Source organism: Natrinema amylolyticum, assembly GCF_020515625.1.
Lineage (GTDB): Archaea > Halobacteriota > Halobacteria > Halobacteriales > Natrialbaceae > Natrinema > Natrinema amylolyticum.
This window is the reverse complement of record NZ_JAIWPJ010000001.1, coordinates 1,990,677-2,016,642: the sequence shown is the minus strand read 5'-3', so window position 1 is coordinate 2,016,642 and position 25,966 is coordinate 1,990,677. Positions and strand designations below refer to the sequence as shown.

The 25,966-nt window shown below is 64.7% G+C and carries 21 protein-coding genes and 3 pseudogenes; 10 read left to right on the top strand and 14 right to left on the bottom strand.

Features of this window, described 5'->3' with window-relative positions:
* Nucleotides 1-16: 16 nt before the first annotated feature.
* The 7 genes from LDH66_RS09940 to LDH66_RS09910 all read right to left on the bottom strand — a co-directional run bounded on the left by LDH66_RS09940 (nucleotide 17) and on the right by LDH66_RS09910 (nucleotide 9,980).
* Entirely contained in the window at nucleotides 17-1,465 is a 1,449-nt protein-coding gene (locus LDH66_RS09940; protein WP_226480892.1) for a hypothetical protein, read from the bottom strand.
* Entirely contained in the window at nucleotides 1,466-3,055 is a 1,590-nt protein-coding gene (locus tag LDH66_RS09935; RefSeq protein ID WP_226480891.1) for a DUF58 domain-containing protein, read from the bottom strand.
* Nucleotides 3,052-3,918, bottom strand: coding sequence for a DUF7269 family protein (locus LDH66_RS09930; RefSeq protein ID WP_226480890.1), 867 nt, complete (start codon nucleotides 3,916-3,918; stop codon nucleotides 3,052-3,054). The genes LDH66_RS09935 and LDH66_RS09930 overlap by 4 nt, the downstream gene beginning before the upstream one ends.
* Nucleotides 3,915-6,482, bottom strand: coding sequence for a DUF4129 domain-containing protein (locus LDH66_RS23120; RefSeq protein WP_226480889.1), 2,568 nt, complete (start codon nucleotides 6,480-6,482; stop codon nucleotides 3,915-3,917). Before LDH66_RS23120 ends, LDH66_RS09930 begins: the two co-directional genes overlap by 4 nt.
* 175 nt (nucleotides 6,483-6,657) lie before the next feature.
* Nucleotides 6,658-6,942, bottom strand: a complete 285-nt coding sequence (hisE, locus tag LDH66_RS09920) for a phosphoribosyl-ATP diphosphatase (protein WP_226480888.1) — start codon at nucleotides 6,940-6,942, stop codon at nucleotides 6,658-6,660.
* The gene (locus tag LDH66_RS09915) at nucleotides 6,943-7,410 is read right to left on the bottom strand and encodes a bifunctional nuclease family protein (protein ID WP_226480887.1); all 468 of its coding nucleotides are present in this window, start codon (nucleotides 7,408-7,410) and stop codon (nucleotides 6,943-6,945) included. It abuts the gene before it with no gap.
* Between the two features lie 122 nt (nucleotides 7,411-7,532).
* Nucleotides 7,533-9,980 carry an ATP-binding protein gene (locus LDH66_RS09910; RefSeq protein WP_226480886.1) on the bottom strand — a complete coding sequence of 816 codons (2,448 nt, stop codon included), beginning with the start codon at nucleotides 9,978-9,980 and terminating at the stop codon, nucleotides 7,533-7,535.
* A 408-nt stretch (nucleotides 9,981-10,388) separates the two neighbouring features.
* Here LDH66_RS09910 and LDH66_RS09905 point away from each other — a divergent pair.
* The 8 genes and pseudogenes from LDH66_RS09905 to LDH66_RS09870 all read left to right on the top strand — a co-directional run.
* Nucleotides 10,389-10,880, top strand: a pseudogene (locus tag LDH66_RS09905) (eCIS core domain-containing protein); the annotation flags it as partial.
* A 350-nt stretch (nucleotides 10,881-11,230) separates the two neighbouring features.
* A complete protein-coding gene (locus LDH66_RS09900; RefSeq protein ID WP_226480885.1) occupies nucleotides 11,231-12,247 on the top strand; it encodes a DUF7958 family protein in 1,017 nt (338 codons plus the stop codon).
* Nucleotides 12,247-12,550: pseudogene (locus LDH66_RS09895) on the top strand (eCIS core domain-containing protein); the annotation flags it as partial. The gene LDH66_RS09900 and the pseudogene LDH66_RS09895, both read left to right, overlap by 1 nt.
* A gap of 376 nt (nucleotides 12,551-12,926) precedes the next feature.
* Nucleotides 12,927-13,898 (top strand): DUF7958 family protein, encoded by a 972-nt coding sequence (locus tag LDH66_RS23385; RefSeq protein WP_484549483.1) that lies wholly within the window; start codon nucleotides 12,927-12,929, stop codon nucleotides 13,896-13,898.
* A 4-nt stretch (nucleotides 13,899-13,902) separates the two neighbouring features.
* Entirely contained in the window at nucleotides 13,903-14,658 is a 756-nt protein-coding gene (locus tag LDH66_RS09885; RefSeq protein ID WP_226480883.1) for a hypothetical protein, read from the top strand.
* A gap of 3 nt (nucleotides 14,659-14,661) precedes the next feature.
* Complete coding sequence (locus tag LDH66_RS09880) at nucleotides 14,662-15,549, top strand: DUF7958 family protein (RefSeq protein WP_226480882.1); 888 nt, start codon at nucleotides 14,662-14,664, stop codon at nucleotides 15,547-15,549.
* Between the two features lie 397 nt (nucleotides 15,550-15,946).
* A pseudogene (locus tag LDH66_RS23295) lies at nucleotides 15,947-17,200 on the top strand (eCIS core domain-containing protein).
* Nucleotides 17,197-18,093 carry a DUF7958 family protein gene (locus tag LDH66_RS09870; RefSeq protein WP_425492901.1) on the top strand — a complete coding sequence of 299 codons (897 nt, stop codon included), beginning with the start codon at nucleotides 17,197-17,199 and terminating at the stop codon, nucleotides 18,091-18,093. The pseudogene LDH66_RS23295 and the gene LDH66_RS09870 overlap by 4 nt, the downstream one beginning before the upstream one ends.
* A gap of 169 nt (nucleotides 18,094-18,262) precedes the next feature.
* Here the strand turns inward: LDH66_RS09870 and LDH66_RS09865 are convergent, their stop codons facing one another.
* Entirely contained in the window at nucleotides 18,263-19,747 is a 1,485-nt protein-coding gene (locus LDH66_RS09865) for a sulfatase family protein (protein WP_226480880.1), read from the bottom strand.
* 128 nt (nucleotides 19,748-19,875) lie between these two features.
* Here LDH66_RS09865 and LDH66_RS09860 point away from each other — a divergent pair, with 128 nt between their 5' ends.
* The gene (locus tag LDH66_RS09860) at nucleotides 19,876-20,088 is read left to right on the top strand and encodes a hypothetical protein (protein ID WP_226480879.1); all 213 of its coding nucleotides are present in this window, start codon (nucleotides 19,876-19,878) and stop codon (nucleotides 20,086-20,088) included.
* A 14-nt stretch (nucleotides 20,089-20,102) separates the two neighbouring features.
* On the opposite strand, the gene LDH66_RS09855 is transcribed toward LDH66_RS09860, so the two are convergent.
* The 5 genes from LDH66_RS09855 to LDH66_RS09835 form a co-directional block, all read right to left on the bottom strand.
* A complete protein-coding gene (locus LDH66_RS09855; RefSeq protein WP_226480878.1) occupies nucleotides 20,103-20,636 on the bottom strand; it encodes a DoxX family protein in 534 nt (177 codons plus the stop codon).
* 132 nt (nucleotides 20,637-20,768) lie between these two features.
* Complete coding sequence (gene hisS, locus LDH66_RS09850) at nucleotides 20,769-22,067, bottom strand: histidine--tRNA ligase (RefSeq protein ID WP_226480877.1); 1,299 nt, start codon at nucleotides 22,065-22,067, stop codon at nucleotides 20,769-20,771.
* Nucleotides 22,068-22,220: 153 nt separating this feature from the next.
* Entirely contained in the window at nucleotides 22,221-22,811 is a 591-nt protein-coding gene (locus LDH66_RS09845) for a DUF7411 family protein (protein ID WP_226480876.1), read from the bottom strand.
* A complete protein-coding gene (locus LDH66_RS09840; RefSeq protein ID WP_138243784.1) occupies nucleotides 22,811-23,158 on the bottom strand; it encodes a DNA-binding protein in 348 nt (115 codons plus the stop codon). Before LDH66_RS09840 ends, LDH66_RS09845 begins: the two co-directional genes overlap by 1 nt.
* Nucleotides 23,159-23,255: 97 nt before the next feature.
* Nucleotides 23,256-23,711 carry a 30S ribosomal protein S19e gene (locus LDH66_RS09835; RefSeq protein WP_226480875.1) on the bottom strand — a complete coding sequence of 152 codons (456 nt, stop codon included), beginning with the start codon at nucleotides 23,709-23,711 and terminating at the stop codon, nucleotides 23,256-23,258.
* Between the two features lie 97 nt (nucleotides 23,712-23,808).
* Between LDH66_RS09835 and thiL the strand changes: the two genes are divergently transcribed.
* On the top strand, nucleotides 23,809-24,687 hold the full coding sequence (thiL, locus tag LDH66_RS09830) for a thiamine-phosphate kinase (RefSeq protein WP_226480874.1): 879 nt from the start codon (nucleotides 23,809-23,811) through the stop codon (nucleotides 24,685-24,687).
* A gap of 37 nt (nucleotides 24,688-24,724) precedes the next feature.
* On the opposite strand, the gene LDH66_RS09825 is transcribed toward thiL, so the two are convergent.
* Nucleotides 24,725-25,888, bottom strand: a complete 1,164-nt coding sequence (locus LDH66_RS09825; RefSeq protein WP_226480873.1) for a site-2 protease family protein — start codon at nucleotides 25,886-25,888, stop codon at nucleotides 24,725-24,727.
* Between the last annotated feature and the right edge of the window lie 78 nt (nucleotides 25,889-25,966).

The following is a 25,966-nucleotide window of genomic DNA, read 5'->3' as shown; positions in this document are numbered from 1 at the left end:
GGATCGATCGCGTTCCCTACCCCCGCAACGGGAGCAACAGGAGCAACGCACCGAGCGCGACGACGGCCGCACCGCCGGCCGCGCCGCCGCCCGCGAAGAGGCCGGCGCGGAGCACCTCGAGGCCGGTGACGAGAGCGACGGCACCGATCGCGACGCCGACGGCGACGGCACCGTGGAAGAGTTCGATCCGGCGAGTCTCGGGGAGGTGGCCGAGTTCGGCCGTCAGTCCGAGGCCGAACGTCGCGCTGTCCCAGACGAGGACCGCGCCGGCGATGCAGGCGAAGACGATGAGCGGGTTGGCGCGACCCATGCCGATGGCGGTCACGACGAGTCCCGTCGCGGCGACCGCCGGCCCGGTGGCCCGCGCGGGGAGCAGGCCGAGTTCGACGCTGAGGGCACCGGTCCCGACCAGGACCAGGAACGCGAGCGGTCCCAGTACCAGCGCGATGACGAGGGCCATTCCGATCAGCACGGGGCCGAGGGTGATTCCGGCACCCGTGACGAGGAGCACCAGTCCGAGCAGGAACGGCAGGGAGAGGACGACGCCGACGACGACCGCGGCGGTCCGCCGCGTCGTCCGGGCGGTGACGTCGCGGGTCGTCCGTCGGAGCAGGAACGCGACCGCGCCGGCGAGAAGGCTCACCGCGCCGACGGCGACGATCGGCCAGACGAGCAGCGGCGAGGACAGCGACGCGAGCGCCCCCGCGAGCAACGGGACGCTCGTCAGTACGGTGTGGAGGCCCGCCAGCGCGAGGGCCCCGATACCGACGAGCGCGCCGATCGACCCCACGACCGCATACAGCAGGCGTCGCCGGACGACGGCGAGCCGCCGCTCGACCGCCGGGCGGCGGTCCCGCGGCGTCAACTGCCGAATCGGGAGCCACCGCAGCGACAGCCGAACGACGCCGGCGGTCCCGGCGACGATCAGGAGGAAGCCGGCCGCGGACGCGATCGGCGTCGAAAACCCGATTATGCCGGTCAAGACCCGCCAGCCGAAGTAGCCGACGGCCGCCAGGAACGTTCCCAGCACGGCCGAGCACAGCATCGAGGCGTAGCTGATCACGCTGCCCCCAGCGGCCGATCCCAGCCCGTCACCGCCGATATCGGCCCAGGCGGCCGCGATCCCCGCGAGCGCGAGCGCACAGCCGCTCGCGGCGATGCCGACTCGAGTGACGAACGGGGCCGCGAGCACGAGCAGCGCGAACGCCGTCCCGAACGTCAGCAGGAACGTGTGGGCCACGACCAGACTGACGAACCCGTCCCGCTCGAGCAGGCCTATCCCCGCGACGGTCAGTCCGACGATCAGGCCGAGTGTCGGCAACAGCGACGGCTCGCCGATCTCGAACCCGACGACGGCGACGATGGCGACGACGATCAGGCTGGCGATCCAGAGGCTCGCCGCTCGCGCTCGCCCCTCGTCGCCGATCGCGGACGGCCGATCGAGGCGCGGTCCGGCGAGGGACATCTACTCGTCACCTCCTCGTCGCTGCGGGTCGGCGGTCGGGGGCGACCCGGGCCGGTCGTCCGGGCCGCCGTCCGTCTCGATCCCCGCCGCATTTCTATCCGCCCGCGTCGGGTCGCTCGCGTCTTCGGCGCGTCCGGTCGTGCTCGAGTCGCGTTCGCCGTCCCACCCGTCGCTCCCGTCGCTCCCGTCGCTCGGACCGCCGCTCCACCCTTCTCCACTGCTCCCCCCGCTCCCAGCGCTCGAGGTGCCGGCACTGCCCCCAGTCAATCGACCGCTCGAGAGCCGCGCGTCGGCTGCGAAGGCGCGCTCGATGATCAGCGGCAGCGGCGTGCCGCGCCGCCAGTCGACCGTGCGCGCGCCGGCGGCCTGACAGCGGGCCAGCCGGGTTCGCCGCCGCGTCTGTTCGTACTGGCCGCTGACGGTGTTTTCCGGGACGATATCGGGAGAGAGGAGGACGACCGGCAGCCCCGCGCCCCGCCATGTCTCGACCGCGTCCACGGGCGGATCGTCGAGGACGGGCGAGAACAGCGCGAGCTGTGCGTTCGTCGATGCGAGTTCGAGCACCTTCCGGACCTGACGCGTCGTCCGGCCCTGTCCGCCGACGCCGGACCGGTGCGTGCTCGACCCGCGGTCGGCCGCCGCCTCGTCCGCTACCCGCCGGAGGAGTTCGAGCGCGCGCGTTCGCTGTGCCGATCCGCTCGCGGGCTCGAGCCAGTGGCAGCCGGCGGGGCCGGGGCCGTCCGTTCCGATGACGGCGACGCCGACGTCGTGGCCGCGGTCGAGCAGGTCCGACAGCGCACGGGTCGCGGCGTAGGTCCCGTATTCGACGGCGGTCGGCCGACCGCGGCCGGTGACGACGCGGTTCGCGGGTCGCGCGTCGACGACCAGCACGACGGTCGCCGAGACCTGCCGTTCGTAGTTGACCGTCGCGAGCGTCCCGCGTTTCGCGTAGTGTCGCCAGTCGATGCGGTCGGCGGGGTCGTCCGGGTGGTACTCCCGAATCGAGTGAAACGAGATCCCCTCGCCGGGGTCGTCGGTCGTGAGCTGTCCGACGCGCTTCGATCCGTCCTCCTCGATCGGCGGCGCGTCGGCGTCGAGTCGACAGACGATCGAGCGATCGCCGGATATCGACAGCGCCGTCGTCGCCGTCGCGCTCGCGCCGAGCCCGCGGACGCGACACTGGGGCGGCTCGAAGTCGTACTCGCCGTGACGGGCCACGACGACGTACTCCAGCGTGAGGCTGTCGCCGGGCTCGAGCGTCGCGCCGGCGCGGGGCGACCCCTCGAGGACGGCGATCGACGCGGGGACGCCGTCGGCGACCCGGAGGTCCGTGATCGTCCGGTCGGAGCCGTTGGTCACCTCGAGAGTGACGGTGACCGGTTGGCCGGGCGGTGCGGGCGTCGGCGTCACCGACCTGGTCGCGACGAGTTCGTCGGGGACCCGAACGCGGGACAGCGAGCCGTAGGCGACGAAGACGAGCGGGATGATCGCACCGAGCAGGAGGACGGGGTTTCCGTCGGCGATTCCGGCGACCGCGAGCGCGATCGTCGCGGCGATGGCCCCGCGCCAGCGCACCCGTCGGTCGATCACGCGTCGGTCACCTCTCGGCCCCCGTCTCGGGTAGCGTCGACTCGTTCGTCATCATCTTCTCGAGTGCCGTCGGTTCGCTCCTCGTCCTTCCGCTCGGCGTCGCCCCCGACTCGCGGCCGAACGGGCTGCGGTCCGCGAGCGGTCGCCCGCGGCTCGACGGCCCGCTGAAGACGGCCGTCCGCCCCCCGCTGGAGGTCCTCGAGGCGGGGTTTGAGAACCGGGACGGTCCGCGGGGCGGTCTGGCCCGGCACCGTCGGCAGGGCGTCGTCGGCCGCCTCGGCGACCGCACTCGTCGCCCGGCGGGCCCGCCGTCGCACGACGCGTTCGGGGTACAGCCACGCTCGAACGCGCTCGCGGAACGACCGGACCGGCGGCTCGATCTCCGCCGCGAGGACGCTGGCGGCGACCGGATCGTCGGTCCAGGTTCCGTCCGCGAGCGCCGCCTCGGCCTCCGATCGCGATCGGCCGCCCTGCTCGAGGGCGTCGAGCAGCGCCGTCCGGAGCGCCGGCCGAACGATTTCGAGGCCGTCGTCGACGGTGCCCGAATCGCGGGCCGTCTCGCCGGCCGTCTCGATCACGCCGGCCAGCGCGTCGCTCGAGAGGGCGGGGTCGCGGTCGGTCCGCTCGGGAGCCGGGTTCGCGAACGGTTCGTCGGCCGCCCAGGGCACTGCCGGCTCGTTCGCCGTCGTATCGAGCGACCCGCGGACCTTCCAGAGGCCGAGGCCGAGCGCGACGAGCCCGAGCAGGACGACGAGGCCGCCGGCGCCGTCAGATCCGCCGGACCCGCTGAGGCCGACGATCGTCCCGATCGCGACGAACGCCAGCCCGAACAGGGCGACGAGTATCTGCCGACGCCGGCTCACGGTTCCTCCTCCGTGTCGGGCTCCGGTTCGCGGATCGGTACGGTCGGCGACGCCGATCGGGTTCCGTCTCCGTCCCGTTCGGCCGCCTCCGTTCCATCTGCGTCCGTTGCGTCTGCTTTCATCTCGTCCGTCCTCGTTTCGTCCGCTTCCGTCACCGTTTCGTCCGCTTCTGTCACGTTCGCTCGAGTGCGTTCGACCGCGTCGTAGGCCTCGGCCGCCCGTTCGCGACGGCTCGGCGAGCGGGACCGCCCGCCGTACTCCACCTCGCGGAAGAGGGTCGTCAGTTCGCGAACCGGCTCGCGGGGATACCCCTCCGAGAGCGCGCGCCGTTCGATCTCGCCGGGGGTGCGCGTTCGCCAGCGCCGCGGCGCGACCCGGCGTGCGAACGCCCGCCACAGCTCGCGGAACGAGCGGATCCCGTCCGTCTCGGGGCTCGGCTCTCTCGCCGTCGCCGCGTCCGCGTCCGGCTCCGTGCCGCGGTCTCGCGCGTCCGTTTCGGCGTCTTCCTCGTCGGAGCGGAACACCACCGCGCCGGCGACGGCGAGCGCAACGGTGACGAGGATCGCTCCTCGGACATCGTCGACGGCGTAGCCGCCCGCGATCAGCGGGATCGCCGCGATTCCCACCGCGACCGCCCGAATCGGTAGCGTTCGAGCGGTCGCGAGCGCCGCCCCGAGCCCGGACCGGATGCGCCCCGGAAGCGTCCCCAACCAGGCTGCGAAACGCGTCCACAGCTCCCGTCCGGACCGCGGCAGCGATCGGAGCCACTCGCTGACGACTCCGGCCAGCGCGTGCGCCCGCTCGAGGAGTACCTCGAGTCGGTCGACGACACCCATTGCGAGAGCGACGAATCGAGACGTGAATCGGTCCAGCCAGTCCCGTGACGAGGGGCGGTCGCGGACGCTGGGAGCAGGCAGGCTCCGCTCGGACCGTGACAGGCCGATGCCGAGTCCGAGCAGACAGACGCCGCCGAGTGCGGCGATCCCGGCCCGCTGCCCGTAGAACGCCTCCACGATGAGCACCGCGGCGAGCGCCGCCGTCCCGCCCAGAACGGCGATCGGCCCGTGTCGGCCGTACCGGCGAGAGGAGAGCACTGCCAGTCCGGCGACGAGACTCGAGAACAGGAGCGCGGGCCCGCCGTAGGCACTGACGAGCGAGACGCTCGCGGTCTGGCGCTCCGTGCCGACCGTCACCGTCGCGGTCGGATCTCGGGGCAGTCCGGTCGCCAGCCGACCGTCGGCGTCGGTCGTCCCGACCGCCTCGCCGTCGACGGTCACCGCGGCACCCGCGACCGGCTCGCCGTTGATCGTGGCCTCGACGGCACCGGGACTGCCGGGAACCGGCGCGATGCCGTCGGGGGAAAACGCGGCCTCGAGCAACAGGATGTCGACCGTCGTCGTTCCCGCGAAGTCGCCGCGAGCGACCTCGACCTCGAACGCGTCGGTGCCGTCGTCGGGCACCGTCACCGCTGCCCGCCCCTCGTCGTCCGTCTCCCCGACGGCGGTGCCGTCGACTGAGACGGTCGCCTCGCGCATCGGCACGTCTTCGACTGCTGCACCGACGGTGATCGTCTCGCCCGGATAGGGGTCGCCGTCGACGTTGATCTCGACCTCGCCGTCGACCGCGTGGGTTCCGGTGGCGTTCCCCGTCGCCTCGTCCTGCGTGTTCGCCACGGGCGTGACCGACGACGCGAGGACGGGAGCGCTCGAGACCGGCGAGACGGCCGACGCCGTCGATGCCGTTGCTGCCGACGACACCGTCGATGTCGCCGACGTCGTCGCGGCCGCAGATGTCGTCACGGCTGCCGATGTCGTCCCGGCCGCCGACGGCATGCTGCGGCTCACACTTGGCACTGCTCCGATCTCGGTTTCCGTTTCGCCTGACTGCCGAGCGTCGACATCGGACTGTCGATTATCGTCGGATTGCTGACTCGCGGCCTCTGTCGTCATGGACGACGTCAGCGACGTCGACGTCCCGGCGCGACACGTCGCGTCGGTCCCCGCCCCGACGCGGATGACCAGCTCCTCGACGTACGGCACTTCACCGGTCACCCGTCCCATTTCGTCCGTCTCTCCGACCCGCTGCTCGTCGAACCATACCGGCGTCTCGGCGAGCGGTTCGCCCTCGTACCGGACCGTCGCCGTGAGCTGGCTGCCGGGCACCGGATCGCGATCCAGCATGATGACGCACTGCGGCTCCTCGGTCTCCGTCGGCGGCTCGATGTCATCGTCGCCGCGATCGAGGTTGAGCCACTCGAGTAACCGCCGCCAGTCGAAGTCACCGCCCGGCCCGTCGCCGGGCTCGCCGTCGCTGCCGCCGCCGTCCTCGGGCCTGTCGACGTCGGTGTTCCCATCGGTATCCGGAGTGAAATCGATGTCCGGCAAGATTCCGTCCCAGTCGACATCGAATCCGGGGCTCGAGTCGCTCTCGCTGCCGCCGGTCATTCCGGGCGTGAACGCGGCCGCCAGCACGAGTGCGAGTGCCGCTAGTACGATGAACGAAACCTGCCGGTAATCGGCTCCGCCGTCCACATCGTCTGATTCGTCGGGCGTGGCGTCGGACACGTGGACTCACTCCGTTCGCGGTCGGCGCGGCGACCGACCTGTCGATATCACAATGAGTGTGTATGGAACCTACCCCACAATGAAGGTACACGTTCGCGATCGACTGTCGATCGCCCCGGCCGACAGCTCCCGTCCGACATCGGCGTCCGACATCGCGTCCGAACCGCAGTCGGCGTCAGCGCCGCGCCTCGAGCTCGGCCTCGAGGTCCGACAGCTCCATGTCCTTCATCGCGAGCAGGACGAGCAGGTGGTAGACGATATCCGCGCTCTCGTGGGCGATCTCCTCGCGATCGTCGTCCTTCGCGGCCAGCACGAGTTCGGTCGTCTCCTCGCCGAGCTTCTCCAACACTTCGTTCTCGCCTTTCTCGTGGGTGAACAGCGAGGCGGTGTAGGAGTCCTCGGGCAGCGTTTCCTTCCGGTCTTCGATGACGGCGAACAGTTCCTCGAGTACGTCGTCCATCTAGAGCTCACCCGACACGTTGCGGATGTCTTTGAGTTCGTCGAACTTCTCGCTGTCGTCTCGGCTGTCCTCGAAGACATCCTCCGTGATCTCGATCGCCGCGTTCGTCCGGGCGGCCAGCGCGAGCGAATCGCTCGGTCGGGCGTCGATGATCGTCTCGCCGCGGGGCGTCTCGAGGTGGATGTCGGCGATGTAGGTGCCGCCCTGGCCGTCCCCGCGCTTCTCGATCTCGTTGATGACGATATGGTCGATCCGGCTGCCCAGTTCCTCCATGACGTCGAGCAGGAGGTCGTGGGTCAGCGGTCGCCCGATGTCCTCGGCCTCGAGACCGCGAGCGATACTGGTCGCCTCGCTGAACCCGATGAAGATCGGCACGACGTCGCTTTCGCCCTCGACGGCGAGGACGACGACCGGGACCGGTCCCTCGGGGGTCCCCGCGACGCGAACGGCGTCGATGGATGCCTGCATAGCCACACCGTCGGGGGGAAGGGAGAAAACATGTCCGGTCGCGAATGCATGCACGGCGGGGCGGTCGACGGCTCCGACCGATTCGGTTCGCGGCGAGGGGCGGAACGAGGCCGGCGTCGCCCTCACCGATCCACTACGACGTCGTTTTCGCGGACGCGCTCGACGTTGAAGATCCGCCAGGCGTCGTCGTCCGGGCGCAACTTGTAGGATCGGGGCGTTCGCTCGCCGTTCAGTTCGCGATCGAACTCGAGGACGACGCGGTCGTGATCGTCCCGAGCGCGGTCGATCTCGCCGACGATCGAGAAGTCGCCGTGGGCGATCATCGCTACCTCCTTCCGCGAGAACTCCTCGGCGAGGGTCCGGGAGTGATACAGCTCGCGGGCGCGCTCGCCCTCGCCGGCGTCTAGTAGTTCGAAAAACCGGCGAACGACGGCCTCCGGCGAGCGACCGACCGCCTCCTCGGCGGCCGACTGCTCGTCGGCCCCCGCCTGATCGTCGTCCACGCTCCGGAGGTGGCGACGGTACTCGCCGAAGTCGATCGAGCGCAGGAGCTGTCCCCGCGCGCCGAACTCCTGCTCGAGCGCGCGGACGACGTGGCGCATCTCGATTCGCCGGTCGTCGCCGGCCGCGAGGATCGCGGCCGTCTGGCCGATCTTCCTGATCTGGCCGCCGGTGAGATCCAGCGACGAGAGGAACTCGTAGTCGAGGTCGCCGAGCGGCGCGTCGTCGGGAAAGACGCCCGCCCAGATCTCCTTGCGGACGGGTCCCTTCGGGCGCGTGAACGTCACCGTGTGGTCGATCCGGCGCTCGAACGCGGAGTCGATGTTCGACGCGTGGTTGGTGGTGAGCACGACGACGCCGTCGTAGCTCTCGATGCGCTGGAGGAGGTAGTTGACCTCGACGTTGGCGTAGCGGTCGGTCGCGTCGGACACCTCCGCGCGGTCGCCGAAGATCGAGTCGGCCTCGTCGAACAGCAGGATGGCGTTGGAGTGGTTCGCCGCCCGAAAGATTCGCTCCAAATTCTCCTCGGTCTCGCCGATGTACTTCGAGACGACCGAGGAGAGGTCGATCTTGTAGAGGGCCATCCCGACGTCGTCGGCCAGCACCTCCGCGGCCATCGTCTTGCCAGTCCCCGACTTCCCCTTGAAGAGGGCGACGACGCCGGTCCCGCGGGCGAACTCCTCGGCGAAGCCCCACTCCCTGTAGACGCGGGCCCGGTTCGCGATGTGGTCTCGGATCAGCCGGAGCTGGCGGTCTGTCTTCTCCCGGAGCTGGATGTCGTCCCAGTCGCTGGCGGGCTCGATCCGCTGGGCGAGTTCGCCCAGCCCGCCGGCCGACTGGGCGCGACAGCCCTCGTAGATATCGTCGGCCGTGAGGTCGTCGCCGCTCGCCAGCGACCGCGCCGTCGCCAGCGCCGCCTCGAGTTGCCCCCGCGTGAGTTCGAACGTGCCCGCGAGCACCGCCGGCTCGAGGTCCGCTGGGAGCTCGTCCGCTCGCTCCTCCCAGAACGCCCGTCGCGTCTCGATCGAGGGACGGGGAAACTCGAGGACGGCGTCGATACCGACGGTCGTCCCCGTCGGTCGCCACGCCTCGGTCCCGGTCACGAACAGGTCGCAGTGGAGGTCGGAAAACCGATCGAAAATCTCCTCGAGCGTGCGGTCGCTCTCGCGCTCGCCGAGCACGTCGGCGTCGGTGAGGTGCACCGGACAGTCCTGTAAGAGCGCTTCCCGGTGGAGGCGATCGACGGCGTCGGCCTCGAGCACGGCCGGCAACGAGGCGCGGAGCAATCGATCGTCCGCAAGCGCGTCGATCGCGGCCTCGCGTTCGTCGTCGTCCGGCCCGTGGAAGTAGTAGCGGCCGCTCGAGTCAGCGTCGACGCGCTCGAGCCGATTGCGGAGGACCGACTCGAGCGGGATGTCCTCGAGGGTTTGATCGGGCGTGGAGAGGGTAGCCACGTGCTCGAGCGCGGGGTCGAGGTCGACGTGGCCCTCGAGATACGATACCAGCCGCTGATCGACGGTCACGAGGCGGTGCTGGTGCGATCGACTGTTACCGACGGGTTCTGAGAGGGTCACTAGATCGTGCTGGCGAAGGGGGGAACTGGGACCGACGAGTGCGGTAGCAGCGAATTGTTGATCGCTCGTTTGAGAGAATAGGTCGGCGACTAACTCGACAGTAGGATGGGTAATCTCAATATTGTCGTGTAGCTCGCGGAAGAGCCGCTGGTAGGTAGCGTCGATTTCGGGCGCGAGTGCGAGTAGAAACACGTCGAGATGAGCACGAGAGAGGTCGAATCGGTCCGCCAGAACGGTCACTCGCAGCGACGTCTCCGCGGGCGTCTCTGCACAGCGACGGTCGATCGTAGCCGTACGATCGGCGAGACGGTCTGCGGCGTCGGTCGGGACCCCGACCGATAGCTGAGCGGGGTTGTGTGCCAACTCGACTTCCGCAACAGTAGCCGCATCGTCGTTCGCAGGGACCGTTTCGGTGGTCGCGTCGTACGCTCGGACCAATGATTCGATCCGCTCGAGTTCAGCTCTGAGATGAGCGCGTGTATTCGCGTAGGACATCCGGGGGAGTATTTGATGTAAGACGGTATAGAGGGATAAAATTTACTAGACAAATAAATGGTAAATACTATTACCGAGGCGACGAAAGTACCGACAATCAGAACGATGGGACGATACTCCTCTCGAGTGGGGAACTCCGACGACGAGGTCGAATCGGACCGGTCGTCACACACTCACAATATCGATCAGAAGACGGGACCATTGGGTCCTTCAGGTGCGTCGGTTCAACGAATGGACGCTACCGAGACGGCATCGGCAGAGCCGACCACTACCCCAATATCGATGGGTGCAATGAGTTCGGCGGCGGACCTACTCCAGCGGGTGAAAGAGGACGACGGACCGACTGCCGGTCCGACGAGTAGCGATCGACCTCACGGTGAGCGCCGAGAAGCTAGCCAGAGCGCACCGATGTCGCTCCAGCGGAGTACGGCGGCTGCCCGAGATACCTGCCCCGCTGGTGAAACGCAGGTTCCCGATTCAGTGCGAGACGTAATCTCCTCGTCCGGTCGCTTACTGGATACGTCCATCCAGCGAGCGGTGGAAGACCGGATGGGTGATTCGCTCGGTGACGTGCGGATTCACACTGGGCCAAAAGCTGCGCAGGCATGTGAACAGATCAACGCTCGAGCGTTCACGGTCGGGAATCACGTCGCGTTTAATTCCGGCGAGTACGACCCATCGTCGCCGGAAGGTCAGCACGTATTAGCCCATGAGTTAGCGCACGTTCGTCAACAGACTGGCGGTGCGGTGTCGATGCTTCCACAGGAGAATTTGGGGCTCGAGATCGATCCGGATCCGCAGTTGGAGCGGGAGGCCGAGGAGACCGCCCAACAGGTGATGCAGGGCGGCGAATTGGGGCTTCAGCGGCTGGGGAAGACGGAGGTACATGTACAGCGTACGTCGATGTTCGGTCCGAGACCGAGTACCAGTCAGGAGGGGCAGGTGACAGATACCGTCGCCTTCGACGAGGATTTCGAGGTCGCCGGAGAGATGGCCAAAGCGATGGGCGAAGAATTCCTGAAACGATTCATTCCCAACGAAATCATCGCCGCATACAATGCGAAGAAAAATGCCGAAGGACCGTCGTTTCAGGACAAACTTCAGGACGCACGGTTCCCCAGCGAATGGATCAGCGACCTCGGCGACTTCGCCCCGCCATCTGAGTGGACCGAGAAATTCCGAGAAGAAGCCGTTAAAGCTGCGACCAATGCGACTGGTTCGGGTACTGATCCCTACAATGGAGGCACCGAATGATGGATGGAGAAATCGAGGGCGAAGACGATAACTACGTAAAGGTGTATATCACTGACAACTCGGAAACAGAGCACGATATCACGATCGAGAAAGTATCTGGTGAAATCGCGTATCATGATCAAGATGGCTACCCGGATGACCCCGACGAACGGACGGTCGCGGGCAACGAGCACGTCAATCAGGCCCGGCGCTTTTCGAAGTACTGGGTGTATCGCGAACGTGGGTACGAGACGCTCGAGTGGCGGCGAAACCCCAATCGGATCACGGCCGCTGCGATGGCGATTGCACCGCTGACAGCGGAGGCTGCGGAGGAGTACCTCGGCGATTACGCCCAACAGTTCGACCACATTCACGGTGACGCCGAGCCGGCTGTGAGCGTCCCCGACGAAATCCAGCCCGCGGATGCGGTCTATCAGAAAGACATCTACGTTGGGTTGGAAGATCAGGCACTGGGATCGCTCGTGGGCGATTTGCTCGGGAACGGCGACGTGATGGCGGAACTTGAGCGTGCGATTGACCCGACAGCGGCGCGACCAGACGACGCTGCCCTCTCGGAGGTGCTCGTGGATATAACCGGAAAGCACCCAGCAGACGTTCCGAGCCTTCCCGAGGGTCTTCTTCTCGAGGCCGTCTCTGGCTTGCATGTTCATTGGGACGACATAGCCGGCCAGTATCACACCCAATGGGGAGACCAGCCCGATATCGAACGCGAGCCCGATGCCCGCATCGAAATCTTCGAATTCGATCCCGACTCGATAGTCGAACTCAAGTATCAGATCGCGCGGCACCTCCTCTGCCAGGTTCGAGACTGTTATTTGGGGATGGGCATCGCGCCACCCGAACCGTTCCGCCTGCTCGGCGCGGGCCACCACGGCGCTGGTACCAGGTACGAGCACTACGATTTCTACGACCGGTACCACGATCCGACCGCTGAGATCTCGACGTGGTACGAGGAATACACGCCCGACAACGCCTACGATACGTCTCTGGGTCCAGCCGAAATCGAGTCGTGATGGTCGTGGATACCACTGCCTCTCAGGATCTCGCTGCTCGAGCGTTCACTGTCGGGAATCACGTCGTGTTCAACTCAGGCGAGTACGATCCGTCTTCACCGGAGGGCCAGCACGTCCTCGCCCACGTGCGCCAGCAGACTAGGGGTGCAGTGTCGATGCTGCCCCAGGAGGATCTCGGCCTCGAGATCGATCCGGATCCGCAGTTAGAACGGAAGGCAGAGGAGACTGCCCAACGGGTGATGGAGGGTGGTGAGTTGGGGATTCAACGGTTAGGACAGACCGAGATCCATGTCCAGCGGCAAGACAAATATTCGCGGCGAGAAGTCTTCACCGGGAAACCCAGTGCTGACGAGACTGCGAACGCGCTCGATGACATTGCCGACCCGCAGACACTGCTCGAACGTGTCGTCTCCGGAGCACAGGAGATCGATTGGGTCAGCGTCTTCAAGAAGGCGGGTCTCGCGGCCGCGAAGACCAACGCCGTCACGAGCGCAACGCTCTCCGCAGCCGACGAAATCGACTCACAAGTACGCAGTAATTCCGTTTCCGAAGGTGATCTGATCGCCCAACTTGAGCAGCGCGAACCGCCTCAGAGTTGGGTAAAGACAATTGCCGAGCAGGCAGCGGATCTAATTGGAAACGGCACTGGAGTAGAAACTGACAAGACTGACTTCTGAATATGAAGGCAGCAATTAAGAAGGAAACAGATGATGGATTTGGTGTCGAAATTTACGATAACAATTCTATCCAGCACAAAATCGGTGTTTGCTATGATGGGAAAATAGATGGGCATCTTCAAGACGGGTATCCAGATGACTTCGAGAAGCGCTCACTAATCGACGAGAACGAGCCGGTCAATCAGGCTCGCCGATACGCCAGATACTACGTGAACCGCAAGCGGGGATACGACACGATCGAATGGCGACAAGATCCGGACCGAATTCTCGCGGCCGCGCTTTCCGTTGCCGAGTTGGATCCAGACACTGTCGCCGAGTATTTCGGCGACCTATACGACCAGGTCCGGAGTCACTTCGGGAATGCTGATCGTCCTGTCCCACTCCCTGACGACGCTGCTCCCGGCCATATCAGCTACCAGCAGGACATTTATCTCGGTCTCAAGGAAGACGCACTGGAATCGCTGACCGATCTCGGTGACGAACTCGAGACGTCTGCACTCCCTGACGAGCCCGTACAGTCTATCGAATCGATCGTCGCCCAACTGCTCAACGCGGCACCAGCCGACAGGGACGTTCCAGATCTGTCCGATCTCACAATTGACGCGGTCTCCGGCGTTCACGTTCGCTGGGACGATGCCAGCGGACAGTACCACCACGAACGCCACGGCCAGCCCGCGCTCGATCGAGATCCGGACGCTCGCTTCGACGTGAAGCCGTTCGATCCGGACGGAGTCGCAGACTTTCAGATCCAGCTCGTTCACAATCTCTGGTGTCAGATCCGGGATTGCTACATCGAGATGGGTGTCGTTCCACCGAAACCGTTCAGGATCACGGGCCTCGGAAAACATCAAATCGCGACGCTGTACGAACAGTACGACTTCTATCAGCGCTACCACGACCCTCGCGCTGAGATCGACTGGGAAGCGCTGGAACACCCAGACCATCGTGACACGACCCGACTGACTGACATCTGAGAGAATGGAGGACACGACTGCCCAGTGCGTGATAGACGGCGGTGAACTAGGGATTCAGCGACTGGCTAGGACGACGGTCCACGTCCAGTGTGTTCCCAAAAACCAGATGTTCAGCGCCTTATCGGTGTTCGAACTCGAGAATCAAAACGGCAGTGTCGGCGACTTCCAGCAGGACCAGAACGACGCCCGGATCTCCCATCTTCGGGGTGCGATCGAGCAATTCAACGAGCAATCGACCGATTTGGAACGACTCCGGAACGAGCATGCAGCACACGATCTTCTCGAGGAAGAAATCGAAGCTCGTGGCGGAACGGTGACTGACGATGGACGAATAAGTGGCCCGAAAGAAGTCACTGATGAGTTCATTGATCACGAAGAGGCGAAAGAAATTCTCGAAAAGGATCTCCCATCCAAGTCGGAGTTAAAGGATCAAAAGAAACGGATCGAAGAGAGCCTGTCCGAAGAGTTAGAACAGGTTGCCCTCACCGAGAACCAGCGGGATAAGTTGGATGTCGGGGTCGAAACCGGTCTCCTGGGAACCTTGACTGAAAAGTCAGCATTTAGCCTCCTGAAGAGTATTTCCCCAATCTTTGGCAAGGGGGGACAGCTAACTTGGAACGTCGTTAAAGAAAACTGGGGCAAGATCGACGGCGATATCGTTGAACGGGCGATAAAACTCCGAGAAGAATTGCTCGATGAAGTCGTGAAAGACTGGACGCCTGAATCGAATGAAGACCCAACTGGTGCTCGACCTAATTAAACGATGGAATCGACAATAGTCAACGAAAACGATGAGGGTATCGCGGTTGACGCAACTGATAATAATGATATATTACACGAGTTGTCCCTTGAAAAAGGCTCTTGGAAAATTGTTTATCATCAACAGGATGGTTACGCAGATGACCCGACACTTCGAACTAAAGAAGAAACCGAGCATGGAAATCAAGCCCGCTGGTTAGCCAAGTGGCACGTCTACCGCGAGCGAGGATACGATACCCTCACGCCGTACGAGAACCCAGACCGAATCCTCGCAACGATCTTGGCATTGCTCGAGCTTCCTGACGTCATGATCGACCACTACTTTGGGGACCTTCAGGCAAAGCTCCGCAATCATCAAAACGGCTCGAGCGTCGATCTTCCCTTCGACGATGCGGATCCCGACGACATCATCGTTTATCGAAAAGACGTTTGGCTCGAGCCAGATCCGACAGACGCAGATCCGCCGCTCCTCGAGCAGTTTTGCGAGTATGTAAGCGACCCACTCGATACGCTCGAGGATATTCTTGGTGACGGCCCCGACCCCCGTGAGTCGATGCCGAACTACGAGATCGAAGCCGTCTCGGACATCCATTATCTCCACAGTGATGGCCTGACAAGACAGACTCACTGGAACGACCAGCCGTTAGAGCGCGAGCCCGACGCCCGAATCGAACTGATGCCCGTCGACACGGACGTGTTCGATTCGTTTCAGACCTTTCTCGCCTCGCATCTCGCGCACCAGATCCGGGATTGCTATCTCCTGATGGGCTGTGAACCGCCCGAACCGTTCCAAACTCGAGGCCTCGGTAAGCACGACGCGATGGTGAAACAACAATTGATGGATATGTATGATGTCTATTACGTGGTGAACGAGTCTATCAACGGCATATAATTCAAGTGTACTAATAGTGATTATCGCACTGTTTCAACTGAACAGGCCCGAACCAAAGAGTGAGCCGATGGGACGATATTCTTCGCGTTCGGGACACTCGTCCGACGAGGAGACCGACTCCTCGTCCTCGGTTCAGCGACAACAGTCCACTGACCCGAGCGTATCAGTACACCGAACGAGTGACAAGGGGACGACACCGGCGGACTCAGCAGAGATGCCTGCGTCGCTGGGCTCGCTCGGGTCGACGGCAGAGCGAGTGCAGCGACTGAAAGAACACACCGACTCGTCACAATCGGAGACCGCTTCGGACTCGATCGGCGCACTGGATGCTGCCGCACGCCTCCAGCGCGTGAAACAACAAACCGACTCGAGTCTCGGGCCGACATCGACTAGCGGGTTGGGCGCTGCCGAGCGCGTTCAGCGAATCAAAGAATCGACCGGAACGGGACCGTCTCGGACAGTCAGCGGACCCCATCTCGGAAACCAACCGAGTCGTGGTGCCTCGAGCGCACTCCAGCGCAGTGCGGAAGGCGGGGCTCAGAGCGGCGCGGCCGGTGAGACACAGGTTCCAGAGGGCGTTCGAGACGTCATTTCCTCACCCGGCCGATCGCTGGATACGTCGATCCGGCGGGCAGTGGAAGACCGGATGGGTGATTCACTGGGTGACGTTCGAATTCACACTGGGCCAAAAGCCGCGCAGGCCTGTGAGCAGATCAATGCGCGGGCGTTCACGGTCGGGAATCACGTCGCGTTTAATTCCGGCGAGTACGACCCATCGTCGCCGGAAGGTCAGCACGTCCTGGCTCACGAGTTAGCCCACGTGCGCCAACAGACTGGCGGTGCGGTGTCGATGCTGCCCCAGGAGGATCTCGGCCTCGAGATCGATCCGGATCCGCAGTTAGAGCGGGAGGCGGAGGAAACTGCCCAGCGAGTGACGCAGGGCGGAGAACTGGGAATTCAGCGGATGGCCGGGACGGAGGTGCATGTTCAGCGGCTCCCAGAGGACAAACTCTTCGAGGCGATCGCCCTGTTCGAGGCTGAAAACGAGAGCGGCGAGGCCAGTGAATTTCGGCAGCAACAGAACGCAAACCGGTTGGCTCATCTCCACGGTGTTGCAAACGAGGCCATCGAAAAGCAAGACAAGCAAGCAGATCTGGATACAAAACGGGAATTGCAGACATCGAATTCACCTGGAGCAAGGGAAACGGCAAAACGATTCCCGTCCGAGGCGTCCCTCAAGTCTGACATCCAAGATCTCAAATCCAGTATCGATGAGGATCTCGACGATATCGGTCTGACCGACGATCAGCGGCGTATGCTGAACGGCAACATCGAACTCGACACTTGGGACAAGGTTGCCTGGGGAACGATCAAGAAAATCCTGAAGATCACTGCTGCTCCCCAACTCGTCGCGCTGGCCACTAAAGGCCCCAAAGCAGCTGGAATCGACGTTGATAAACGAGGAAAATAGACGATCGGTCAGATGCGTCGAGGCGATATCAAGAGCCTTGATGACCTAAAGAATATCTGGCGACAGATTAACGGAACCCTCGAGGAACGTGCCGAACAAATCGAACAGGAGATTCGGGCAGGTACTTGGCTCGAGGATGATTCAATGGGTGTCGGTAAAGCGGGTGAAGTGAAGCAATGAAAGCCGTCATCACTGGTGAAAATACTGAACGTGTCGGGGTTAATCTCCTCGACAATAGCGATTCCGAGCACGTCATTGAAATGGAATTTAATAGCGAAATCAAACATCATCAATGCGGAGTATACGCTGACAATCCTGCTCTACGAACACGAGAGGAGTGCGAACATGTCGATCAGACTCGCCGCTACGCCCGCTGGCACGTCTACCGCGAGCGAGGGTACGACGCTGTTCCGCCAACCGAGAACCCTGATCGACTGATGGCGGCACTCCTCGGGATCGCCGCGCTGTCCGAGACGACGTTCGAGGAGAACCTCGGCGACCTCGAGGAGCGCCTCCAGCGACACTATGACGACTCATCCGTCGACCTGCCGTTCCCGGATGCCGATCCCGACGACGCGATCGTCTACCAGCAGGATGTGTATCTCGAGCCGGATCCGATCAAGTTCGAGCCGCCGGTCCTCGAGCAATTCCTCGGGCGCTTCGAGGGCGATGCGGATTCTCCTGCACTAGATGACGGCGATATTCCGCTCAAGGAGATGGACGACCTCGAGTTCGAGATTGAGGCCGTGTCAGGGATACACACTCTCCATAACGACGGTCAGGGAAACGAACAGGTCGATCACGGCGAGCAGCCACTCGATCGCGAGCCAGATGTTCGGGTCGAACTGATGACGTTCGATCCGGCGTCCGTCGACTCCTTCCAGCATTATATCGTCTCGCATCTGGCCTATCAGATTCGGGATCGGTTCCTGCTGATGGGCGTGAAACCGCCGGTTCCGTTCCGGGCACAGGGTTGGGGAACCTACCAGGGGTTCCAGTGTCAGAAGTTCTGTTCGCTGTACGACGAGTACTGGTCCAGTGAAGCGACGATCCAGTCGTGGGAACCGTGGTAAGTAATCCCCGTCTGACACCGGGCCAGCGACGACTGATACGGAACTGGCGTCGGCGGATCTGCTCCAGCGGCTGATCGAGCAGACTGGACCGTCTACTCAACGAGTCAAAGAGAATGCGATCCGGTGATACTATTTCCAACACCCGCTGCTCGAGAGTGAGCCGTGGACCCTATGGCGCGTTCTCGAGTACGTCCGTCACCCACGCGCGATTCGGATCGTCCGTCTCATGCATCCATTCGACCAGTCGGTCCCGCATGTCTCGTCGCACCTCGTCGTATTCGGGGTGGTCGATCAGGTTGTGCAGTTCCGCTGAGTCTGTCTCGAGATCGTACAGTTCGTCGATATCGGGCCCGTTGTAGACGTATTTGTAGCGATCCGTGCGGACCATTCGCTGGCTGTAGAGGCCGAACTCGTCGCCGTGATACTGCGCGAACGTCGATTCCGCCCACTCCGCGTCGGTCGGCAGATCGCCGCCGTTCTCGAGGATCGGCACCAGACTCCGGGAATCGAACGCATCGGGGGCGGGAACGTCCGCCATCTCGAGGAACGTCGCCGCGAGGTCGTGGAGGTGAACCGGGACCTCACAGGTCGCGCCCGTATCGGCGACGCCCGGCCACCGAACCTGCAGGGGGATGCGATAGGTGTCGTCGTACATCAGCGGCCCCTTGTTGAACTGTCGGTGGCTCCCGGCGAAGTCGCCGTGGTCCGACGCGTGGATCACGACCGTCTCGTCGGCCAGTCCGCGCTCATCGAGCGTCTCGAGGATCCGCTCGAGCTGGTGGTCGATCAGCGTGACGAAGCCCCAGTACTTCGCGAGCGCTTCGGCCCAGAGATCCCAGTCGAAATCGGTGACGCCGCGGTAGGCGAGATAGTTCTCCTGGACCTGCGGTTTCCCGTCGTAGGTCTCGGCGTAGCTCGCCGGCGGCTCGATCTCGTCGGGGTCGTACATCGAGGCGTACGGCTCCGGGACGACGTAGGGGTGGTGGGGACCGTAGAAGTCGGCCCGGTGGAAGAAGGGGACGTCCCGGTCGCCGTCGGCGTGGTCCTCGATCGCGCCGATCGTCCGCTCGGCGAGGAAGTAAGCTCGCGTGTCTTCGACGTCGACGGACGTCTTCGCGGCGACGAACGTCCCCTCGGAGCCGTCTCTCGGATCGTCGCCGGTGTAGATTTCCTCTGCGAGATCCGCCTCGCCCACGGGGGTCCCTCGCTCTTCGCGGTACTCGCGGAACGCCTCGTCGATGTCGTCGTGATGTTCGTCGCTGCCGCCGAGATACGAGAAGCCGAAGTCGGCGGGCGTCTGGTCGCGGCCGGCGTGCCACTTGCCCGTATAGGTGAGGTCGTAGCCCGCCGCGACGAGTTCCTCCGAGAACGTCGGCAGGTCGTCGGGCAGGTTCGCCCGGATCGCGTCCGGCTCGTGACAGTTGTTCAGCATCCCGTGACCGTGGGGGAACTTCCCGGTCAACAGTGACGCGCGGGCGCTTGAGCAGATGCTGATCGGCGTGAACGCCCGGTCGAAGCGTACCCCCTCGCTCGAGAGGCGATCGATCGCGGGCGTCTCGACCGGTGGCCCCTCGGGTGCGCTGCAGTCGTATCGCTCCTGATCGGTGAGGACGAAGAGGACGTTCGGACGGGTGTCGGCGTCAGCGTCGGCCATCGGGCGAGGTACACCGCCACCGTAGTTAATGGTGGGACCTGCGGTGAGGGACGTCAGCTCACTGGCTTAAATAAGATGCTACCGTGTGAACCCTACCGTTCATTAGAGCGCCGTTCGACGGATCACTCGTGCCGAGTGCGTACTGTGGTGAGTGCGAGTGGCAGTACCGGACCGATGGGGACGACGAGAGCGAACTCAGTCGGGCGATGATCGACCACTTCGTCGAGACCGGTCACTCGCCGGTCGAGCGGTGCGACGCGGAGGAGCGCCTCGCCGATGAGCGAACGGAGGCGACGGACGAGGCCCCCGAAACCGTTCGTGAGCCCTCGAAAAAACGGTAGCCCGCCCTCGGCCGTCAGCCGAGGAGGTATCGCAGCCACGGCCGGCGTCGGACGAACTCGGTCTTCTCGAGGTGGGCGTCGACGCCGAGGATTCGACCCGCGGCGAAGACGCCCACGATCACGAACATGAGGAGCCCGAGCAGGTCCCCGTTGACATAGCCATGCGCCCAGTCGGCGTTGCCCAGGTAGAACAACGTCATCAAGACGCCGCCGAAGAAGGCGGCCAGCCGCACGAGCGCCCCGAGGATGAGCCCCAGCCCGATGCAGAACTCTCCGACAGGGATCATCACGTTGGTGACCTCGAGCAGCCAGGGTGTCCCGGCAACGACCTCGAAGAGGCCGGCGATCGGCGATTGGGCGTTCTGCAGGTAGCCCGCCGCGTTGAACGGCTCTCCCGCGACGAACGCGAACTTGGTCCACCCCGAGTGGAGGAACCAGTAGCCGACGAGCAGCCGCACCACCACCAGCACGTAGCCGGCGACCGAATCGGCGTACTCGAACTCTTCCCGCCTGCCGAGCCACTGAACGGTGGCTTCGTTAGTAGACATTTGTCGTCACCTCACGAGTGATGATTGGCGCTCTCAGACGTTAATACCGCCTTCAGTTCCCGATTCTGGGGAACCGGACCGAATCACCCACTCGATAGAGGGGCTTTAAATACCCGAGCCGAACGCCTTCGCTTACGCGAGGTCCTCGAACGTCGGTCGCTCGCGGTCACCCGGGAACTCGTCGACCGGGACCTGCGTCTGGTCGCCCGACTCCATGTCCTTGATCGTGACCTCGTCGTTCGCGAGGTCCTGTTCGCCGACGATGACGACCGTCTCCGCGTTGATCGAGTCGGCGTAATCGAGCTGTGCGCCGAACGAGCGACCGGCGATATCGGTCTCGACGACGTGGCCCCGGTCGCGTAGTTCTCGAACGATCCGGGCCGCGTCCGCTCGCGTGTCCCCGATCTGCAGGACGTAGTAGTCGGTCGTCACCTCCTCGTCGGGCCAGACGCCCGCCCGCTGGCAGAGCAGTGACAGCGTCGCGTGACCCGGTGCGACGCCCACCGCGGGCGTCGGCTGGCCGCCGAAGCTCTCGATGAGATCGTCGTAGCGACCGCCGCCGAAGATCGACCGGGAGACCTCGCCGGCCGAGTCGAAACACTCGAAGACGACGCCGGTGTAGTAGTCCAGCCCGCGGGCCGTCTCGAGCGAGACGGTACAGTACTCGCGAGCGCCGAAGTCCTCGGCGGCGGCGAGCACGTTCTGGAGGTTGTCGACGGCCGCCGTCACGCGCTCGGTGTCGGCGAACGCTTCGACTTCGTCGAGATCGCCGCCGGCGATGAGGTCGTCGAACTCGGCGGCCTGCTCGGCCGACAGACCGGCCTCGATCAGCAGGTCGTGATACTCGGCCTGGGAAATCTTGTCGGACTTGTCGACCGCGCGAATCGCGGCCTCCGTGTCGACGTCGGTGTCGTAGCTCTCGAGGACGCCCCCGAGGATGTCACGGTGGGAGATGCGGAACTCGAAGTGCTCGCCGGTGAGTCCGAGGCCGGTCAGGGCGTCGGCCGCCCACGCGAGAATCTCGGCGTCGGCCTCGGGCTCCGAGGAGCCGAAGATGTCGACGTTGGTCTGGTAAAACTCCCGGTAACGGCCCTGCTGGACCTGCTCGTAGCGCCAGAACGGGCGCGTAGAGACCCACTTGATCGGCTTCGAGAGCTCCTGCTGTTTCGCGACGACCATCCGGGCGACGGTCGGCGTCAGTTCGGGCGTCAGCGTGACGTGGCGCCCGCTCTGGTCCTCGAAGGCGTAGAGTTCGTCGACGATGTCGTCGCCGCTCTTATCGGTCCACATCTCGGCGCGCTCCAGCGCCGGCGTTCCGATCTCGCGGAACCCGTACTCGCGGGCCGTGTCCTCTACAACGTCGATAGTGGCCCGCCTCGCGGACATCTCGCCGGGGTAGAAGTCACGAAAGCCCTTGATCCGGTCGTACATGGGAACTCGTTCGGGGACGGCGAACTTCTATCCTTTCGTTCGGGGGCGGTCGGCGTGACCGTTCGACTCCGTCTATCGGAGGTCGCACGGTTTACAGTCGCAATTCGGCGGTATCGTTCCGGAGATCGTTCCGTGAGTCGCGCCCGGCCCGCGCTAGCGAACCTTCGTCACGTACGTCTGATCGTGATCGGGGAAGTAGTCCGCGATCGCCGCCGGTCCCTCTTCGTCGGCGATGAGCGCCCGGAGCTCCGCCTCGTAATCGGCCCTGTCGATCTCCTCGCTCGGCCCGACGGTCACGTCCAGTCGCGCCTCCACCAGCCGGTCGACGGCCGACCGGCCGAACCCCGACAGCGGCGCGATATAGTCGACGGTGTGGCGATCCTCGAGACTCTGCGCCTGCGCCCGTGAGACCGTCGGGACGCGGTCGTCGCGGCGGGTCCCGTCGGCGATGGCATCGAACTCTCTGCCCGCGAGCCGCTCGAGAGCGTGCTGGTGGACCAGCTGAATGCCGTTGCGCGGGTAGCCGTCCTCGCGGATCCGGTCGACGGCCTCGCGAGCGACGTCCGAGTCGCACTCGAGACGCTCGAAGTCGAAGCCGGCGGCCTCGGCCGTCTCGCGGGCGTGTTTCCAGTCGTCACTGACGCCGAAGTGGGCCGTCAACAGCGTCACGTCGTAAAACTCCTCGAGCAAGAGCGCGGCGAGCGTCGAGTCTTTGCCACCGCTGTAGAGCAGTCCGAGCTCCATTACCGGCGCTGAATGTCGAAGCTCTGGGAGTCGGGTTTCAGCTCTTTGAGGAGCTGTTTCATCTTGTCGTCGTCGATTTTCCCCTGAATGCGGCCGCTGCGGGCGAGGCTAACGACCTGTCGCTCGACCTGCTCGCCGAACTGGGGCTTGCTCATCTTGACCGTGTTGAGTCGCTTGCGGGCGTCGTCGGTCAGGTGCTGGCGCAGTACGGCCTTCTTCTGGGCCTCGGCCTGCTGCTGGGCTGCTTCCTGTCCGCCCTCGCCCTGGGACTCGGCGCGGTCCTGTAGCTGCTCCATTTTCTTCTGTCGGAGTTCCTCGAGTTTTTCCTCGTCCGGTGAGCCACTCATTGTTATCACGTACTTGTCCGCCACGCCGGAAAATGATTACGGACGACGGGAGCGATGGCTCTGGGCGGTGAAACCGACGCGAAAACGAGATCTCCACTTACGCGTAGCGCTCGAGTTCCGGACGGTCGAGCTCTTCGAGAACCTGACCGGCGGTGTCGTCGAGCAGGCTCTGTCCCTCGGCGGTGATCCGGCGACCCTCGCCCTCGGCGGTCTCGACGAGATCCTCTTCCTCGAGCTGCTGGAGGATGGTCCGGATCAGGTTCTTCGAGCCGTCGGCGCGTTTGTCGGGTGCGACTCGATAGCGGTTGGAGCCGCCCTTCGCACCGCCGTACTCCGTCGAGAGTCGCTCGACGCCGATGGGGCCGCGATCGGAGACCTTCCGCAGGAGACTCGCCGCGCGAGTCGCCCAGAAGTCCTCCTGTTCGGGTGGCAGCTCATTAGCGACACCGCTCTTGGCGAACGTGCCCCACTCCGGTTCCTCGAGTCGATCCGAGAGATCGTCGGCGAGCGCCTCGATGAGGTCGTCCGCCGGAACGTCGTACATCGTAGCCATTGGCGTGTGATTTCCGTCCGCGGCATTTAAGACCATCGTATCTGTGCAGCCGTCCGCGGCCCGGACCGTTTTTCGCCCTCGAGTCGAAACGGGGGGTATGGACGAACGCGCCGCCCTGCGGCTCCTGTCGGACGAACTCGAGGCGGCCGGCGACGACGCGGCCGTCGTCGACGGACTGGTCGTGACGACGGACATGCTCCACGACCGGACAGATTTTCCGGACGGAACGACCCGATACACGGCCGGCTGGCGCGCCATCGGCGCGTCGCTGTCGGACGTGGCAGCGATGGGTGCACCGGCCACGGCCGCGGTCGCCGCCTACGCCGCACCGACGTTCGACCGCGACGAACTGCTCGCCTTCGTTCGCGGCGCGAGCGACGTCTGCGCGCGCGTCGACGCCGAGTACGTCGGCGGCGACCTCGACGGCCACGACGAGTTCACCGTGACGACGACCGCGATCGGTCGGACCGACGACCCCGTTCACCGGAGCGGCGCTCGCCCCGGCGACGTCGTCTGCGTGACCGGGACGCTCGGACGGAGCGCGGCTGCGCTCCGCCTGTTCGAGCGCGGCCACACGGACCGGGCGAACGATCTCTTTCGGTTCGATCCCCGAATCGCGACCGGCCGAGCGCTCGCGCCGCACGCGAGCGCGATGATGGACTCGAGCGACGGACTCGCCCGCTCGCTCCACCAGCTCGCCGAAGCCAGCGACTGCGGCTTCGCGATCGAATCGGACCGGATTCCGATCGACGATGCCGTCCGCGACGTCGTCGACGGTGACGACGACGCGCTGGAGCTCGCGACGACGTTCGGCGAGGACTTCGAACTCGTCGCGACGCTCCCCGAAGACGCGCTTCCGGCGGTTCGAGACACGACCGACGTCTCGCTGTCAGTGCTCGGATCGGTTCGGGACGCTGTCGACGGGATAACGATGGACGGCGAGGTGCTCGCGAATCGCGGCTACACGCACGGGTAGGACGGCACCGCCCGGATTCGAGTCGAACCCCGATCGGTCACTCGATGATCATGACCGGAATCGGCATGAAACAGAGCAGGCCGAATCCGAACGTGACGAGTCCGAGAACGATCCGGCCGGGGTCCAGTCGCTCGTCTCGAACGGGGGTCGCCGCCCCCATCGACGCGAACAGCGTCGTCAACAGTCCCCAGAGGATCCAGACGAAGACCGTATTGAGGCTGTGGTTCTGGAAGTAATAGAGGTAGCCAGCGAGCGCGAACAGTGCGCCCGGCACGAGCGCCGCGATGGTCTCCTGAAACTCGCCGACCATCGCGCGGAGGATGTGCCCGCCGTCGAGCTGGCCGGCCGGGATCAGATTGAGGAAGGTGACGAACATGCCGACCCACGCCCCGATAACGACGGGGTTCACCCCCGTCGCCGGGTCATTCCGGTACAGCGGCTGATCGAACCCCGCTGCGATCAACTCGAGCAGCGGCGGATAGCCGAGCTCGATCCGAATCGCGTCGGGATGTTGGAGTAATGCGGGATCGACGGTCACCGGCGGCAGGTGAAGTCCGATCACGGTTACGGCGACCGTTGCGACCAACCCTGCGAGCGGCCCGGCGACGCCGATATCGAACAGCGCCTTGCGGTCGGGCATCCGCCCTTTCATCTTGATGACCGCGCCCATCGTCCCGATGAGCGTCGGAACCGGGATGAAGTAGGGCAGCGAGGCGTCCACCCGGTGGTACCGGCTCATGACGTAGTGTCCCATCTCGTGGACGCCGAGCACGCCGAGAATCGCCAGCGAGAAGGGCCACGCGTGGACGGTTTCGATCGGATTCGCGAACGGATCGAGCGACGGGTACCACCACCACGCGCCCACGAACAGGGTCGAGACGACCGTCGCGAGCAACAGGAGTACGTTCGTCCACGGAATCCCGTCGATCCCGACGCTGGTCGGCTCGGCGACGAGGACGTACTCACCGTGGCGCGTCTCGAGTTCGGCGTCGTACCCGCGCTCGTGGAAGTCCGACCAGAGCTCTCGCATCACCCGCTCGGGACGCGTCAACGGGTCGCCGTAGTACACTATCCGGCCGTCCTCTCGCCGGATCTCATAGACCGCAAACACCGATTCAATGCGATCGATCGGGGGCCCGTCCTCGGGCGAGCGCCCGCTGCGGCTCGCCGTCTCGAATCCGGACCGATCGATGTCCTCCATCACCGGAGGTTCACCGCCACCGGGTATAAATCGACTGCCGTCGGCAGGGCCGGCCGTTTCTCGAGCAGCGGCTCGCAG